We start from the raw sequence: 15,711 nt of genomic DNA, 5'->3' as shown, positions 1-15,711 counted from the left end.
TCATGATTTCGAATCGGAATTCATTTTTACTAACTGTTCGACTCGACGGTATGGAATCGAGACGACAGTTCCTCCGACGAGGTGCACTCGGCGCGAGCCTCGCCGCACTCGGTGGACTCGCTGGCTGTCTGGACGACGGAACACCCGGCGAGACTGACGAGAAGGGCGACGGCCAGGTCGAGAAAGACTACACCGCCTGGCTGTACGACCCGGCGGAGTTCTTCGACCCCGACGTCACGATGTTCACCAGCGTCGACGTCGCGCGAGCGAAAACCCTCTTCGAGGAGGAACTCGACGGCGAGTACGGCCAGTTCGACGAGGAGGTCGAGCAACTCGAGGACCTCGACGGCCTCGAGGAGTACGACCGGGCCACCGCCATCGCGTTCGGGACGGCGGAGATGGACGCCGGTGCGTTCGGCGGTGGTATCGCACTCACCGGCACGTTCGACGTCGAGGCCCTCGTCGACGAACTCGAGAGCAAGGAGGACTTCTCCGAAGACGACGTCGAACGAGAGACCTACGAGGGCTACGAAGTGTACGCCTTCGAGGAAGACGGAATGCGCGGCGGGATGGCGCTGCGCGACGACGCCGTCCTCTTCGGCGCGATCCAGGGGGCCGACGCCGACCCCGCCGCGGCGGTCACGACGCTGATCGACGAACACGCCTCGGCCGACTCGAGTTACTACGACGCGAGCGACGACGCTGCGGCGATCGTCGACGCCCTCGAACCCGACGGTCTCTCGATGTCCGGCGTCGAACTCGATCCGACGGCGCTCGGCCTCGACGGGGGAAGTGGTCGGATCGAGGGCCAGATGATCGGCGAACTCGCCGCCGTCGGCTCCGCGACCGACGTCACGGACGACGACCGGGTCACGGCCGACGTCGTGCTCCGGTACGAGAGCGAGGACGCCGCCGACGCCGACGCCGTCGAGTCGCTGATCGACACGATGCTGATGGACGCCCCCGACGTCGACGAGGACGACTTCGAGGAACTCTCGGTGAACGGCGACGGCCGACAGGTCCAGATCTCGCTGGCGTTCGATCCGGAGGAGATCGCAGGTGACGACGCCGCCGTTGACCCGTCGTCGCTGTTACTCGTCGGCGCGTTTCCGGTCCCGGCAGTGGTCGGGGCGTTCGTCCTCGACCTCGGCCAGAGCGCGAGTGCGACTCCACAGGTCGGCGTCACTATCGACGAGGCGACGACGGCCGAGGAAGTCTCCGTGACGGTGACGTCGGTCGCGAACGCCGACGACGTCCGGATCGTGGTGTTCGGTGCCGGTGGCGTCACGGAGATCGACGACCTCGAGGCAACAGCCGGCTCGACGGTCACGCTCTCGGCGGCCGACGGCGACTACGAGCCTGGCGACACGATGCAGGTGATCGCCGAGCGCGACGGCACCGAAACGGTGATCGCGACGTACGACACGTCTCGCTGATCGATCGGCCGGGCGCTCGCCGACCGCTTTTTCGGCTTCTGTATCAGTCGTCGTCCGACTCGAGGGGCTGGCGAGGTCGCTCGTCCCCTGTCGGGTCTATCCGGGCGACTGCCTCGAGTATCTCCTCCGGCGTCGCTTCGCGCCCCCGCCGCCGGAGGTCGTCGTACAGCTGTTTTGCGCGCGACCCCGCGTAATTCCGCTCGTCGAACGGGCGCGTTTCGACGACGACCAGTCCCGACGCGTCGGCGAGCGACTCGAGGACGAGCTGGTTCCCCGTCCCGACCTCGAGGTCCGCGAGCACCGTCGCCTCGGCGTCCGAGAGGTGGTCCTCGAGGGTGGCGAGCGTCTCCTGGGACAGCGACGCGAACGGTTCGACGGTGAGCACGTCGGCCGCGAGTCGCCGTGCCGTCGTCGCCGCGGCGTCACCGCTCGAGACGGGGCCGACGGAGACGTCGACGCCGGCGGCCGCCAGTCGGGCGACGACGCCGGCCGCTGTCGGTCCCGTGCCGAGGACGTGGACGCGGTCGGGCGTCTCGAGGTCGTCGCCGTCGCCGTCGCCGGGGTCGTGGTCGCTCGAGAGTGCGGTGACGGTCTGCGTTCCCGTCACCGGGTTCGTCGTCACGGCTGCGGTCGCGTCGAACGCCCGCGCGATGGCGTCGGCGGTCAGCACCTCGTCGGCCGTGCCGCGCTCGAGGACGGTGCCGTCCGCGAGGACGATCAGCCGGTCGCAAAACCGTGCGGCGAGGTCGAGGTCGTGGATCGCCGCCACCGCCGTTTTGCCGTCGGCGACGAGGTCGCAGACGAGCTCGAGCGTCTCGATCTGGTGGTTGACGTCGAGACTCGCCGTCGGTTCGTCGAGCAAGACGACGGGCGTGTCCTGGGCGATCGCCCGCGCGAGCAGGACGCGCTGGCGCTCGCCGCCGCTGATCTCGTCGATCGGCCGGTCGGCGAACTGGGCGGTGCGGGTCCGCTCGAGTGCGTCGTCGACGAGGGCGCGATCGTCCGGCGTTGGCGGCGCGAACCGCGAGCGGTGTGGCGTTCGTCCCATCTCGACGACGTCCCGGACGTCGAAGGAAAACGAGAGGTGGGTGTCCTGCGGGACGACCGAGACGAGTCGGCTCGACTCCCGCGAGGAGAGGTCGTGGATGGGGACCCCGTCGATCTGGACGGTTCCTCGATCCGGGGAGCGGACGCCACTGATCGCACGCAAGAGCGTAGTCTTTCCGGCCCCGTTCGGGCCGACGAGGCCGACGAACTCGCCGGATTCGACGGTAAACGTCGCGTCCTCCAGGACGGGCACGTCGCCGTACGTCACGGAGAGCGAGTCGACGTCGATCACAGCGCGTGCACCTCCCGCTGTTTGAGCAAGTACAGGAAGAAGGGCGCGCCGAACGCGGCGGTGACGATGCCGACGGGAACCTCGGCGGGACCCGCCCGGGCGAGGGTGTCGGTCGCGACGAGAAACGACGCCCCCGCGAGGGCGCTCGTAGGCAGCAAGATACGGTGATCTGGGCCGACGATCAGGCGCATCACGTGAGGGACGACGAGGCCGACGAAGCCGATGACGCCCGCGACGGCGACGCCGGCGGCGGTGACGAGACTCGCGATCACGAGCAAGAGTAGTTTCGTCCGTTCGACGTCGACGCCGAGGTGGTAGGCGTCCTCCTCACCGAGCAGGAGGACGTTCATCTCGCGGGTGAACGCGCCGAGGACGGCGACGCCGAGGATCGTCACGGGGAGAGCGAAGCCGACGTCGCTCCACGTGCTGTTGTTGAGATGCCCCATCATCCAGACGACCGCCTGCCGGAGGCTATCGCCGCTGTGGACGAGCATGTAGGAGATCATCGCGCCGAGAAACGCCTGGATCGCGACGCCGGCCAGCAAGAGGGTCGCGACCGGCGTTCGACCGCCTTCAGTGGCGATGGCGTAGACCAGAAACGCGGTCGCGACCGCCCCCGCGAACGCCGACAGGTGAAGACTCTCGAAGGGGGCGATCGCCGGAAACGCGATCGCAGCGACCGCTCCGGCTGCCGCCCCAGTCGAGACGCCGATGATCGACGGGTCGGCGAGCGGATTGCGGAAAAAGCCCTGCATCACGGTCCCGGCGGCGGCGAGCGCGAACCCGACCGTCGCCGCGAGGGCGATCCGGGGCAGCCGGACGTCACCGACGATGATCTGGTGTGTCTTGGGGACGTCGAAGGCGAACACCGACGCGTACTCGAGCGTCGGGACCGACACGTTCCACCCAAAGACGGGAATCGTCGTCGGACCGACCGAGACGCCCGCCGGAACGACGACGGCGTTGAGTGCCGCCATCGCGACGGTGACCGGATCGATCCGCACCGAACCGATCGCTGCGCTGCCGACGACGACGCCGACGAGGAGGGCGATTAGTGCCCCCGACCACGCGACGATCCGAGCTGGTCGCTCCATCGATTGACAACCTCGCTTGCTTTAGTCAAATATTTGTTGGAGTGTCACGGACCGAGTATTCGATGCGAAAGTTACTGATCGTTTTGCTCGCTACGCTGGTTGCGACCGGGGCCGTCACACCGCTGGCTGCCGCCGATAACGCGGCCGCCGCGCAAGCAGAAAGCGACTGCGAGTACCCACTGACCCTGACCGACGCGACCGGCGAGGAGATAACGCTCGAGGAACCACCCGAACGGATCGTCACACTGGGAGCGAGCGACGCCCAGACGGCCTTCGAAATCGGTGCCGGCGACGCCGTCGTCGGGATGCCGCTAACCGCCCCGACCGAAGACCTCCAGACCGGCGAGCGGACCGACGTCACGGCCGCTGACGGCTTCGAAATCGACACAGAGGCCGTCGTCGAACTCGAGCCCGACGTCGTTCTCGCGGCGAACATCATCGACACCGATACCGTCGACCAACTCCGCGAGCTCGGTCTGACGGTCTACTACTTCCCCGAAGCCGAATCGATCGACGACATCCGCGACAATGTGGCCGTCACCGGCCAGCTGACCGGCGAATGTGCCGGTGCCCAGGAGACCGTCGACTGGATGGATCAGCGACTCGACCTGCTCGAGTCCGCAGTCGACGACGACGATCGTTCGCTCGCGTATTACCCGATGGGTGGTGGCTACACGGCCGGAACCGGCACCTTCCAACACGAGATCATGCTGACTGCTGGCCTCGAGAACGTCGCCGCGACCGCCGAAATCGACGGGTGGGGTATCATCAGCGAGGAAGTCGTCGTCGAAGAAGATCCCGAGTGGATCGTCTACGGCGACAGCTTCGACGAGCCGCAGGTATCGGAGGCCGTCCACGAGACGACGGCCTACCAGGAGGAGAACTTCGCCGCCGTGGACAACAACGACTTCAGTCAGCCCGGCCCGAACGTCGTCTTCGCGGCCGAACAGCTCCTCGAGACGGCTCACCCGGAGGCGTACGAGTCGATCAGCGACGACCTCGCGGAACTCGATTCCGAGTACGAGGATACCGATTCGACCACCGACGGAGCTGACGAAGGTGGTGAGGAGAACGAAAGCGAAAACGGGAGCGACGAGGAGGGGACAGAAAGCGACGAGAACGATGCGCTCCCCGGCTTCGGCGTCCCGGTCGCCGCCGCCGCGGTGCTCGCGACCCTGGGACTGCTGGCCCGGCGTCGGTAACCCGGACCGTCTCGTTTTGAAAAGCGTTTACTCGCCTGACCGCACAGGTTGGCGCATGGTCGAGAACGTCATCTGGCCCGCCTATCTCGATGCGACCCTCTCGCGGGCCGAGGGGCGGCGCGTGCCACAGGACCTGGCAGTCGAGGAGCCGACGGTCGACGAGATCGCGAAAGCCGTCCAGCAGATCGGCTACGACGCCACGATCGAGCGGGAGAAGTCCTACTCGCGCGAACCGTGGCGCGAACGCGGCCGGGTCGTCGTCCGCGGGGCGGAGGACTCGACGAAAAACGACCTCGTCCAGGCCGTCGCGGCGTACGTCGTCGCGATGCGAGAGTGATGTACCGGGTCGGCCAGGTCGTCCGGACCGCGCAGGGACTCGCCGTCGTCCGGTCGGACGACGACGACCACGCCGACGTCGGGACGATCGTTCTCGACGACTCGCTCGAGGAGGTCGGCCGCGTCGTCGACGTCTTCGGACCGGTCGACAGGCCGTACCTCGCGGTCACGCCCGACGACGACGTACATCTTCCAGGGCTGGTTAGCTCGACGCTCTACGCGAGATAACGGGCGACGGCGGGCGACGATCCAGTGGCGACAAATCGGAGAGCGCAACACCAATACGGTCGGACGGTCAACTCCGTGGCATGAACGATCGGACCCGGATCGTCGTCGCCGTCTGCGTGACGGTCCTCCTGTTTCTCGCCGTCCAGCTCGGCGCGCTCGCGCTGGTCGAGCCGTTCCACGAGGCGGAGTACCAGGCCGTCGAGGATCCCGAGGATCCGACGAACAGTCTGGTCTACTTCGGGATCATCCTCGTCGCGACGGCGTTCATGCTCGCCGCCTTCAAGTTCGGCGGCCAGATCCTCATCCGCGGGCTGATCATCGGGGTCAGCGTGATGCTCGCGTGGTTCGTCTTCGGCGAGGTCGTCCCACCGACGGTCACGTACGGTGGCCTGAACGTCGTCGCGGCTCTCGCCGCGCTGTCCGTCGGCGTCGGCCTCCTCGTCTACCCGGAGTGGTACGTCATCGACCTCGCAGGGGTGTTGATGGGTGCCGGTGCGGCCGGTCTCTTCGGGATCAGCTTCGGCCTGCTGCCGGCGCTCGTCTTGCTCTCCGTCCTCGCCGTCTACGACGCCATCAGCGTCTACAAGACGAAACACATGCTGAGTCTCGCCCAGGGTGTGATGGACCTCAAGATCCCGGTCGTCTTCGTCGTCCCGACGACGCTCTCGTACTCGTACCTCTCGACCGAGAGCACCGACGGCGTCATCGAAGACGGGTCGGGTGAGCGACGAGACGACGCCGAATCGGATCCGGCGACCGACGGGGAGGGCGACGGAACGTACGGAGACGCCAACGAAGCGCGCGACGAATCGACCGGTGACGAAGACGAGGGCGACCTCGAGCGCGACGCGCTGTTCATCGGCCTCGGCGACGCCGTGATCCCGACGATCATGGTCGCGAGCGCGGCGTACTTCGTCGACGCGCCGACGATCGGCGTGCCGGGAATCGCGCTCAACGTACCGGCGCTGGGAGCGATCGTCGGCACGATCGCCGGCCTGCTCGTACTGATGTACATGGTCCTGCAGGGGCGTGCCCACGCCGGCCTCCCGCTGCTCAACGGTGGTGCGATCGGCGGCTACCTGGTCGGCGCGCTCGCGAGCGGGCTGTCGATCGCGACCGCGCTCGGACTCTCGTAACTCGTCTCTTTTCGATCGTCGTCGAGAACCGGCGCACGGCTCTCGGTTCGTGCCAGCACTACAGTCACTACGCTTCGTGCTCGAGGCCTTTGATCAGCGTCGTGACGCGCTCTGACTCCTCCGGAACGTGGTCAGGGTAGACGCCGACGATGACGACGTGATCGCCGTCGTGTTTGAACGTGGCGACGTCGACGAGGACGTCTATCTCGGTCAGGTCGGAGACGGTCCCGTCGAGCAGCGAGAGGTCACTCGAGTCGGGTGCGACGTCGCTGGCGAGGGCGGCCTGGCCCTCGTAAGTCGTGACGGACTCCGACTGGTCGAGCGTCGCGACGTCGCGGCTGTCGACGCTGCTGTCGATCTGCAACTGCTCGTACTGTTCCTGGATGAGTTCGACGATCTCGTCGTCGTCCCACTTGTCCAGTGGGTTGAAGTCCTTTCCCGCGACGCCGACCTGTGGAGAGGTGATCGTCGCGAACACGGCCGCCTCGATAGAGCCGATTCCCGGGAACTCGACCGTCCGGTGGTACTGACTGATGTAGTTCGTTACCTCGACTGACTCGCTGGCGAACTCGCGCGTTTCGACCATCTCCTCGGTCCCCTTATGTTCGTAGTCGGCCGCTGCGAGTGCGTCCTCGGTGACCGTCGCGGGCGTCGACGCGAACGTCGTCAGGTCGTCGATTAGACTTCCGAGACAGCCAGCAGAGGCGACGACACTGCCTGCCCCGAGCGTCGCGACGAACCGTCGTCGATTCATACACGTGCCGAATTCGTTCGACCCTATAAGCTTCGTGGCTTTGGCTCCACGCGGTTCGTCAGCGCCTCGTCGATCGGCACGGAGAAACGGGTCCTGCTGCTCGAGAGTGGTCGTGGTTCGAGACCACTCGAGCCTTTGATACGGATCCCGAAGCACATCACTTCGGATTCCGTATCAATATCTCACCGGCCCGGCAGTCGGTAGGTCGGTCCCTCGTCGGTATCCTGCACCTCGACGCCGAGGGCCTCGAGTTCGTCGCGCAACTCGTCGGCACGTTCGTAGTTGCCGGCGTCCCGTTCTTCCTCGCGCACGTCGAGGACGAGTTCGACCACGTCGCCGGCCAGCGAGACGTCGCCGGTCGTCTCGCCGTCGAACGTCAGGCCGAGCACGTCGCCGAACTCCTCGAGCGTCTCGACCGCCCGCCGGAGGCCGCGATAGTCGTACTCGCTCGCATCCTCCTCGTGGCGGTTGATCGCCGTCGCCACCTCGAGCAGCGCGGACTGGGCCTCGCGGGTGTTGAAGTCGTCGTTCATCGCGTCGACGAACGCCTCGCGAGCGTCGGCGACGGTCTCGCGGAGATCGTCGTCTTCGCATTTCGTCCGGGCGTCCGGCGAGTCGAGTGCCGCCGTCGCGCGTTCGTGGGCGCGCTCGAGTCGCTCCCAGCGCTCTTCGGCCTCGGCGATCGTCTCGTCGCTGTACAGTTGCTGGCTGTTGTACGACCCTGCCGTGAGGAACGTTCGCAGGACGTTCGTCCCCCACTGCTCGACGGCGTCGTCGACGGTGACGAAGTTGCCCAGACTCGAGGACATCTTCTCGTCGTCCATCTGGAACAGCTCGCAGTGGAGCCAGTAGTTGGCGAACCGCTCGCCGGTCGCCGCCTCGCTCTGGGCGATCTCGTTTTCGTGGTGGGGGAAGACGAGATCGCGACCGCCGACGTGGAGGTCGAGCGTCTCGCCCAGGTGGGTCGTGCTCATCGCCGAGCACTCGATGTGCCAGCCTGGCCGGCCTTCGCCCCACGGGGAGTCCCAGGTCTGCCCTTCCGGCGGGTGGCCACAGACGCCGTCGTGGCGGTGTTCGCGGACCGCGTCGGGGTCGACGCCGTCGGCCTTCCAGAGCGCGAAGTCCGCGGGGTGGCGTTTCTCCGCGCGCTCGTCGGGATCGCCCTGGGACTCGATCTCCTCGAGATCCTGGTTCGAGAGCGTGCCGTACTCCTCGAAGGTGGTCACGTCGAAGTAGACCGATCCGTTGGACTCGTAGGCGTAGCCCTTCTCGACTAAGGTCTCGATCATCTCGACGATCTCCGGAATGTGCTCGGAGACGCGCGGGTAGACCTCCGCTCGAAGCAGGTTCAGCGAACGCATGTCGGCCAGCGTCCGCTCGATGTACGTCCGGGCGACGTCGGCCTCGTTCTCGCCCAGGTCGTCCTCGCCAACGCGGGCGACGATCTTCTCGTTGACGTCCGTGAAGTTCTCGACGTGCCGAACCTCGTAGCCGAGGTACTCGAGCCAGCGGTGCATCACGTCCACGTGGACCCACGACCTGGCGTGGCCGAGGTGGGGCGGATCGGAGACCGTCAGGCCACAGTAGTAGAGCAAGACGTTCTCGGGGTCCTGTGGCTCGAACGGCTCTTTTTCGCCCGTCAACGTGTTCGTCACGTGCAGGGTCATTGCCCGCCTCTACCCACGGCCGGAAGTTAAAGCGTTGGATGCCGTGTGCCCGGTTTTCATTCGACGCTCTTTGCCGCCGTCGAATCGGGCACGTCCTCGAGCGCCCGCTCTACTGCCCGAACCGCGTCGGCTCCGTCGAGGCGGTCGACGACGACCGCCAGCATCCCCTCGCCGACGCCCGCCGCCAGTACGGAAATCTCCTCGAGTGCGAGCGTCTCGAGTGCGTGCGAGAGCGCCGTCGCGCCCACGTTTCCGGTCGCGACGATCGCGGTCTCGTCGCCTCCGACGCCAGCGCCCAGCGCTGCGCCACCGACGACGAGCAGCGCGTCCTCGAGGTCGTCGACGGGACCGATTCCGCTTTGCATCCTCACGCGGGCGTCGCACGCTGTCGTCTCGTAAGCTGGCAGGTCGTCGGCGTATCGTCGCAGTGCGGTCGCGACGGCGTCTGTCTCCCCGTCGACGTCCAGAAACCGGGCGGCAGCGGTGAAGTTGACGACGCCAGCGCGCAGCGCGGCGACCAGAAACGGGTGTCCTGCGGCGGCACGGCGCGTCTCGGCTGCGAGTGACATGCCTGCGAGAGCGGCCCGAGACGAGATAAAAACGCTGGTCGGTGTCGCCGGGACCGCGGCGTTTTTGCCGCGAGCGGACGACTCCCGGAACATGAACCCCGACGACGTCGAACGACTCATCGAAGCGGGACTCGAGGACGCAGACGCCACCGTCTCGCGTGCACGCGGCAAACACGACGACGACCACCTCTCTGCGACCGTCGTCTCCCCGGCGTTCGAGGGCCTCCCGCTGGTCCAGCAACACCAGCTCGTCTACGACGCCCTCGACGAGCACATGACGACCGACATCCACGCGCTCGAGCTGTCGACGTACACGCCCGAGGAGTACGACGAACGGTCGTAGCGCCTACCCGTCAAGACTCGGCGCGAACGACTGGTCGCGGGCCACGACGGTGTCCGGCTCGAAGCGGACGAACCGCCACCGGTCGGGATCGAGGTCTGCGAACCGCGGGTCCCACCGCTCTCGCTCCGGGCCGAGGTAGCGCTCGAGGAGCCTGTGCGCCCGGCCTTCGTCGAACGGTTCGATCGCCGCTCTGCCCCGCATGCCGACGTGGTGGACGCGGCCCGCACGCGGACCGAAGTCGACGACCGCGAGCGCCGTCTCGGGACGTCGCCGGACGCGATCGGTGTAGGACTTGCCGACGCCGTCGGCGATGATCCAGACGGCCTCGTCTTCCCAGAGGTACCACAGCGGCGAGACTCGAGGGCGACCCTCGCTCGACGCCGTCCCGAGAAAGCAAAACAGCGGCCGCTCGAGGACCGTCTCGAGGTCGTCCTCGAGCGTGTTCTCGACGATCTCCATGCCGGTTCCTGTCGGGCGGTCGGCATAGTGCTTTGGTCGTCGCCGTCGCGTCCCGGTTCGATGCGGGACGACGATCGGAAGCAGGGTCTTTATCCATAATTGCTGATACGAGTCCCGTATGGAGACCCTCCACCCCCGCATTCGACTGCTCTGGATCGGTCGAGCAGCCCTCGGCGCGGTCGCGCTCGGCGTGGTGCTCGCGGCGATCGACAGCCAGTTGTACGCGCTGCCGACGGCCGTCCCCGTCGGGGCGGTCGCGATCGGGCTGGTTCTCGGCGTCGCCTACGCCGTCCGCCGCTACCGGCAGTGGCGATTCGAACTCCAGGACGACGCCCTCTACCTCGAGCGGGGCGTGATCACGTTCGTCGAGACGTCGGTCCCGTTCGTCCGCGTCCAGCACGTCGACACGCGATTTGGACCCATAGAGCGGGCGCTCGGGCTCTCGAGCGTCGTCGTCTACACGGCGGGCTCGCGAAACGCCGACGTCCGCGTACCGGGGCTGACGCCGAACCGTGCGCGTGCGCTGCAGGATACGCTCCGCGAACTCGCAGTCGAAAGCGAGACCGAGGACGCCGTATGAACCGTCTTCACCCACTGAGCGCCGTGACGAACGCCCTCCAGCGTGGGGGTATCGGGCTCTCGGTTCCGTTTTTCGTCAGCACCCTCGCGAGCGTCTTCGAGTTCGTCGACGTCGGCTGGGCGCTCGTTCTCGCACCGGTCGGGTTCGTCCTCGGTTCCGCCTACGGCGTCGCGTACTACTACCGGTTTGCGTACGAACTCACCGCGGATACGTTCGACGTGGCCTCGGGCGTCCTCTCGCGACGGACTCGAGAGATTCCCTACCGTCGGATCCAGAACGTCGACGTCGAGCAGGGCGTCGTCTACCGACTGCTCGGGATCGCCGTCGTCAACGTCGAGACGGCCGGCGGTGGCGATACCGAAGCGGTGCTGGACTTCGTCGGCGAATCCGAGGCGAAGCGTCTCCAGCGGTCGATCCGCCAGCGGACCGCCGAATCGGCGGCCAGCCGGCGAGCCTCGAGCACGGCGGCCGGTGACGACCAGCCCGCGGGAGCGGTCGTGGACGAGACGGCAGCCGAGCAGACGACTGGCGACGCCGAACCGACCGCACACCGTCCGACGCTGCTGTTCGAGCTGGCACCGCGAGAACTGCTCCTGTACTCGCTCGCGTCGGTCCGTCCCGCCGCCGCGGCGGGCGTTCTCTTTCTCGCTTTCTTCGCGAGCGGACCGATCCTCGACGCGCTCGTCGCGACCGCACAGCCGTTCGGCGGACCGGCGACGCTCGAGTCGGGCTCGATCCGAAGTTACGCGATCCTGAGTGCGGTGTCGTTCGCCCAGGGGGTAGTCGCCACCTACCTGCTGGGTGCCGTCTACACGTTCTTCGCCTACTACGGGTTCCGACTCGGCCGCGCGGGTGAGGACCTCGTCTACGAGCGCGGCCTGCTGCAGAACTACAGCGGCTCGATCCCGCTCGAGAAAGTCCAGACGGTGACGATCACCGACAACCCACTCCAGCGCGCGATCGGCTACGCGGGACTGTGGGTCGAGACGGCGGGATACGGGCCCGACAGCGGCAGCGGCAGCCAGTCGGCCGTGCCGCTCGCTCGAGCGAGACGGATCTACCGGTTTGCCGAACGGTTTTCCGGTCTCGAGAAACCGACGTTCGAGCGGCCGACGGCGGTCGCCCGGCGGCGGTACCTCGGACGATACGCGATCGTCGCCGGCGTCGTCGTCGCTGCTGCGTTCGTCGTCTCGCTCGTGACGCCGATCGAGCGGTGGTACCTCGCCGCCGTCGTCTTCCTCGCCGTCCCGCCCGCTGCACACCTCCGGTGGGTGAACCTCGGCTACGCCGTCGCCGACGAGCACGTCGCGATCCGGGCTGGCTTCTGGCGACGGCGGACGACCGTGGTACCATACTACCGGATCCAGACGATCTCGACCCGACGATCGATCTTCCAGCGACGGCTCGGCCTCGCATCGCTGGTCGTCGACACCGCGAGTTCGCGGACGTTCGCCCGGTCGGATCCGACGATCTACGACGTCGACCTCGAGGTCGCCCGCGAGATCCACGACGCATCACGCGAGCGGCTGCAGTCGGCGTTGCGCGATCGCACGAGTTCGGACGACGGCGGGGTTTCGGTGGCTTTTACCTGACCGGGCGTGACCCCTCGCGTATGGCAGACGGAGACGAATACCGAATCGAGGAGGACAGTCTAGGCGAGATGCAGGTGCCTGCGGACGCCTACTGGGGCGCACAGACCCAGCGTGCGGTGCAGAACTTCCCCATCTCGGGGATCACGTTTGGCCGCCGGTTCGTGCGCGCACTCGGCGTCGTCAAGAAGGGGGCGGCACAGGCCAACCGCGACCTCGGACTGGTCGACGAGGAGGTCGCCGAGGCGATCATCGAGGCCGCAGACGAGGTCATCGCGGGCGAACACGACGACCAGTTCCCCGTCGACGTCTTCCAGACCGGCTCTGGCACGTCGTCGAACATGAACGCCAACGAGGTCATCGCCAACCGCGCCGCCGAGATCATGGGCGCGGAGATCGGCGACCGCGTCGTCCACCCCAACGACCACGTCAACTACGGCCAGTCGTCCAACGACGTGATCCCGACGGCGATGCACGTCGCCGCCCTCGAGGCCGTCGAGAAAGACGTCATCCCCGCACTCGAGACGCTGCGCAAGGCGCTCGAGGAGAAAGAAGACGAGTTCGCCGACGTCGTCAAGACTGGCCGCACGCACCTTCAGGACGCGACGCCAGTCACGCTCGGCCAGGAGTTCGGCGGCTACCGCACCCAGGTCGAGAAGGGGCTGGCCCGCGTCGACAAGGTCCGCGAACACCTCGCGGAACTCGCGCTGGGCGGGACGGCGACTGGGACCGGTCTGAACACCCACCCCGAGTTCCCCGGCCGCGCCGCGGAGTACATCACCAAAGAGACCGGCGTCCAGTTCCGCGAAGCCGACAACCACTTCGAGGCTCAGGCCGCCCACGACGCGATGAGCGAGGCCCACGGCGCGCTGCGGGTCGTCGCCGGGTCGCTGAACAAGATCGCCAACGATCTTCGACTGCTCGCCTCCGGCCCGCGCAACGGCCTGGGCGAGATAGAACAGCCCGAGAACCAGCCCGGCTCCTCGATCATGCCCGGCAAGATCAACCCCGTCGTCGCCGAGGCCGTCAACCAGGTCCACAAGCAAGTCGTGGGCAACGACGCGGCCGTCTCCGCCGGCGCTGCCGAGGGCCAGATCGATCTCAACCTCTACAAGCCCGTCCTCGCGCACAACTTCCTCGAGTCGGCCGAACTGATCGCCAACTCGAGTGAGGTCTTCGCCGACCGGTTCGTCGCGAAACTCGAGGCGAACGAGGAGTACTGCGCCGAGCGCGTCGAGGAGTCGATGGCGATGGCCACCTCGCTGAACGTCCACATCGGCTACGACAAGGCCAGCGACGTCGCAAAGACCGCCCTCAAGGAGGACAAGACCGTCCGCGAGGTCGTCTTAGAGAAGGGCTACCTGGACGAGGAGGAAGCCGACGAGGTGCTCGACCCCGCAAAGATGACCGAGCGCGGCATTCTCGGCCAGGACGACTGAAGTCCGCCACGCGAGTTCCAGCTAGGTTGATCCGTCAGCTCCCAAAAATCGCCTACCTTTTGACGCGACCCCCTCGCGAACTGCCCCACTGACCGAGCCGTACGCCGTCGCCAGCGACCTCGAGACGGCGTGGTCGACCCGCCGGAACAGTGACCTTTTGGCTCCCGCAGCGGTATCCCCGCACATGACGACGCTCGACGAAGAGACGGTCATCGTCACCGGCGCGAGCCGGGGACTCGGCGCGTCGATGGCGAAACGGTTCGCTCGAGAGGGGGCAAACGTCGTGCTGACCGCCCGCAGCGAGGCCGATCTCGAGGCGGTCGCTGCCGACGCGGACGGCGAGACGCTCGTCGCACCCGCTGACGTCACCGACGAGCGCGCGGTGCGTGCCGTCGTCGACGCGACGGTCGACGAGTACGGAACGGTGACCGGCCTCGTGAACAACGCCGGCATCGGGCTGTTGACCATGTACGACGAACGCCGCGCCCTGCACGAGGTCGACGTCACGGACTTCCGGCAGATTCTGGACGTGAACGTGACCGGCGTCTTCCTGTTCTCGAAGTACGCTGTCCTCGAGATGATCGACGGCGGGCGCGGCAACGTCGTCAACGTCTCGTCGGGACTGGGTCGTCGGGGCGCAGCACGGTGGGGGCCGTACGTCGCCTCGAAGTGGGCTCTGGAAGGGATGACCCGGACGCAGGCCGCCGAACTCGAGGAGTACGGCATCACCGTCAACGCGGCCGATCCCGGCGGACGCGTCGAGACCCGCTTCTGGAACCACCTGCCCGACGCGGAACGGGCGGAGATTCTCGACCCCGACGTGATGAACGACGCTGCCACGTCCTTGCTCGCACAGGGGCCAGGCGGCGTCACCGGCGAATCGATGTCCGCTGCCGAGTGGGAACGGCGCCTGGAGTGACGGCACCGTTTCCAGCGACCCCGACTCGAGTCGGCACTCGATCACGTCGCCTGCTTTCGATCGTGCGAGTCTATCTCGTGGTGAGTGGCCCCGTCCGAACGTGGCAGATGATGGAGTACTCGAACTCGAGTAACAAGCAATGTCGATAGTTCTTTTTTGTCGACCGACGATCCCTAAATCGGCGGAGTGGAGCCGTATTACGTCATTTCCGACGGAATAAAAGAACCCAAGCAGTTTTTAGGGATGCTCGCGTCAGACGAAATATGCACACCTGTCGCAACTGCAACCAGTCGTTCCAGACGGAGCTCGCACTCGAGTTGCACCGAGACACCTGTGCGGAAGGACAGCTCTTCTGTCAGATCTGTGGAGACCGATTCCGAGAACGAGAGGCCACGCAAGACGGGTGGCACTACGAGTGTCCCAACGAGGACTGCGACGGCGAGGGGCTCCAGGAGGATTTGATCAACGTCGCTGACGTACGGGCAGCACAGCACTGACTTCTGTGGCCGTCTGCGATTTCGTCGCGTTCGCGTTCGTCTGGAGCGGCTGTCTCGCCGCCCTCGAGTGTCGGCCGTCTCGAGGTCGGCCAGCGACTGGCGGCGGGTGAACTCGAGCGCAGGC

General features: G+C 66.8%; 17 protein-coding genes. 11 read left to right on the top strand and 6 right to left on the bottom strand.

Features of this window, described 5'->3' with window-relative positions; translation table 11 throughout:
• Window positions 1-50 precede the first annotated feature (50 nt).
• The gene (locus MU558_RS14965; RefSeq protein WP_246967935.1) at window positions 51-1,436 is read left to right on the top strand and encodes a hypothetical protein; all 1,386 of its coding nucleotides are present in this window, start codon (window positions 51-53) and stop codon (window positions 1,434-1,436) included.
• A gap of 43 nt (window positions 1,437-1,479) precedes the next feature.
• Here the strand turns inward: MU558_RS14965 and MU558_RS14960 are convergent, their stop codons facing one another.
• Together MU558_RS14960 and btuC are read right to left on the bottom strand one after the other, a co-directional pair.
• On the bottom strand, window positions 1,480-2,775 hold the full coding sequence (locus MU558_RS14960) for an ATP-binding cassette domain-containing protein (protein WP_246967932.1): 1,296 nt from the start codon (window positions 2,773-2,775) through the stop codon (window positions 1,480-1,482).
• The gene (btuC, locus tag MU558_RS14955; protein ID WP_246967929.1) at window positions 2,772-3,869 is read right to left on the bottom strand and encodes a vitamin B12 ABC transporter permease BtuC; all 1,098 of its coding nucleotides are present in this window, start codon (window positions 3,867-3,869) and stop codon (window positions 2,772-2,774) included. The genes MU558_RS14960 and btuC overlap by 4 nt, the downstream gene beginning before the upstream one ends.
• 62 nt (window positions 3,870-3,931) lie before the next feature.
• On the opposite strand from btuC, the gene MU558_RS14950 reads away from it, so the two are divergent.
• The 4 genes from MU558_RS14950 (at window position 3,932) to MU558_RS14935 (ending at window position 6,771) form a co-directional block, all read left to right on the top strand.
• Window positions 3,932-5,071 carry a PGF-CTERM-anchored ABC transporter substrate-binding protein gene (locus MU558_RS14950; protein ID WP_246967926.1) on the top strand — a complete coding sequence of 380 codons (1,140 nt, stop codon included), beginning with the start codon at window positions 3,932-3,934 and terminating at the stop codon, window positions 5,069-5,071.
• Between the two features lie 55 nt (window positions 5,072-5,126).
• A complete protein-coding gene (srp19, locus tag MU558_RS14945; protein ID WP_246967923.1) occupies window positions 5,127-5,408 on the top strand; it encodes a signal recognition particle subunit SRP19 in 282 nt (93 codons plus the stop codon).
• Window positions 5,408-5,635 (top strand): H/ACA ribonucleoprotein complex subunit GAR1, encoded by a 228-nt coding sequence (locus MU558_RS14940; RefSeq protein ID WP_246967920.1) that lies wholly within the window; start codon window positions 5,408-5,410, stop codon window positions 5,633-5,635. The genes srp19 and MU558_RS14940 overlap by 1 nt, the downstream gene beginning before the upstream one ends.
• 80 nt (window positions 5,636-5,715) lie before the next feature.
• Window positions 5,716-6,771 (top strand): presenilin family intramembrane aspartyl protease PSH, encoded by a 1,056-nt coding sequence (locus MU558_RS14935; protein WP_246967917.1) that lies wholly within the window; start codon window positions 5,716-5,718, stop codon window positions 6,769-6,771.
• 67 nt (window positions 6,772-6,838) lie between these two features.
• Here the strand turns inward: MU558_RS14935 and MU558_RS14930 are convergent, their stop codons facing one another.
• The 3 genes from MU558_RS14930 to MU558_RS14920 all read right to left on the bottom strand — a co-directional run bounded on the left by MU558_RS14930 (window position 6,839) and on the right by MU558_RS14920 (window position 9,761).
• Entirely contained in the window at window positions 6,839-7,525 is a 687-nt protein-coding gene (locus MU558_RS14930) for a DUF6517 family protein (RefSeq protein WP_246967915.1), read from the bottom strand.
• Between the two features lie 182 nt (window positions 7,526-7,707).
• Window positions 7,708-9,192: a cysteine--tRNA ligase gene (gene cysS / locus MU558_RS14925; protein WP_246967912.1), complete on the bottom strand. Its 1,485-nt coding sequence runs from the start codon at window positions 9,190-9,192 to the stop codon at window positions 7,708-7,710.
• Window positions 9,193-9,248: 56 nt separating this feature from the next.
• Window positions 9,249-9,761: a DUF7523 family protein gene (locus MU558_RS14920; RefSeq protein ID WP_246967909.1), complete on the bottom strand. Its 513-nt coding sequence runs from the start codon at window positions 9,759-9,761 to the stop codon at window positions 9,249-9,251.
• 91 nt (window positions 9,762-9,852) lie between these two features.
• Between MU558_RS14920 and MU558_RS14915 the strand changes: the two genes are divergently transcribed.
• Window positions 9,853-10,104 (top strand): BolA family protein, encoded by a 252-nt coding sequence (locus MU558_RS14915; protein ID WP_246967907.1) that lies wholly within the window; start codon window positions 9,853-9,855, stop codon window positions 10,102-10,104.
• Window positions 10,105-10,107: 3 nt separating this feature from the next.
• Here the strand turns inward: MU558_RS14915 and MU558_RS14910 are convergent, their stop codons facing one another.
• A complete protein-coding gene (locus tag MU558_RS14910; RefSeq protein ID WP_246967904.1) occupies window positions 10,108-10,563 on the bottom strand; it encodes a pyridoxamine 5'-phosphate oxidase family protein in 456 nt (151 codons plus the stop codon).
• A gap of 118 nt (window positions 10,564-10,681) precedes the next feature.
• On the opposite strand from MU558_RS14910, the gene MU558_RS14905 reads away from it, so the two are divergent.
• The 5 genes from MU558_RS14905 to MU558_RS14885 all read left to right on the top strand — a co-directional run bounded on the left by MU558_RS14905 (window position 10,682) and on the right by MU558_RS14885 (window position 15,587).
• On the top strand, window positions 10,682-11,143 hold the full coding sequence (locus tag MU558_RS14905) for a PH domain-containing protein (protein ID WP_246967901.1): 462 nt from the start codon (window positions 10,682-10,684) through the stop codon (window positions 11,141-11,143).
• The gene (locus MU558_RS14900) at window positions 11,140-12,735 is read left to right on the top strand and encodes a PH domain-containing protein (protein ID WP_246967898.1); all 1,596 of its coding nucleotides are present in this window, start codon (window positions 11,140-11,142) and stop codon (window positions 12,733-12,735) included. Before MU558_RS14905 ends, MU558_RS14900 begins: the two co-directional genes overlap by 4 nt.
• A gap of 20 nt (window positions 12,736-12,755) precedes the next feature.
• Window positions 12,756-14,171: a class II fumarate hydratase gene (locus MU558_RS14895; RefSeq protein WP_246967896.1), complete on the top strand. Its 1,416-nt coding sequence runs from the start codon at window positions 12,756-12,758 to the stop codon at window positions 14,169-14,171.
• Window positions 14,172-14,355: 184 nt separating this feature from the next.
• Complete coding sequence (locus MU558_RS14890; RefSeq protein ID WP_246967879.1) at window positions 14,356-15,090, top strand: SDR family NAD(P)-dependent oxidoreductase; 735 nt, start codon at window positions 14,356-14,358, stop codon at window positions 15,088-15,090.
• Window positions 15,091-15,353: 263 nt separating this feature from the next.
• Window positions 15,354-15,587 (top strand): HVO_2901 family zinc finger protein, encoded by a 234-nt coding sequence (locus tag MU558_RS14885; RefSeq protein ID WP_246967876.1) that lies wholly within the window; start codon window positions 15,354-15,356, stop codon window positions 15,585-15,587.
• Window positions 15,588-15,711 lie beyond the last annotated feature (124 nt).

It is taken from the genome of Natribaculum luteum (genome assembly GCF_023008545.1).
GTDB lineage: Archaea > Halobacteriota > Halobacteria > Halobacteriales > Natrialbaceae > Natribaculum > Natribaculum luteum.
This window is presented reverse-complemented; position numbering and strand designations above follow the sequence as displayed.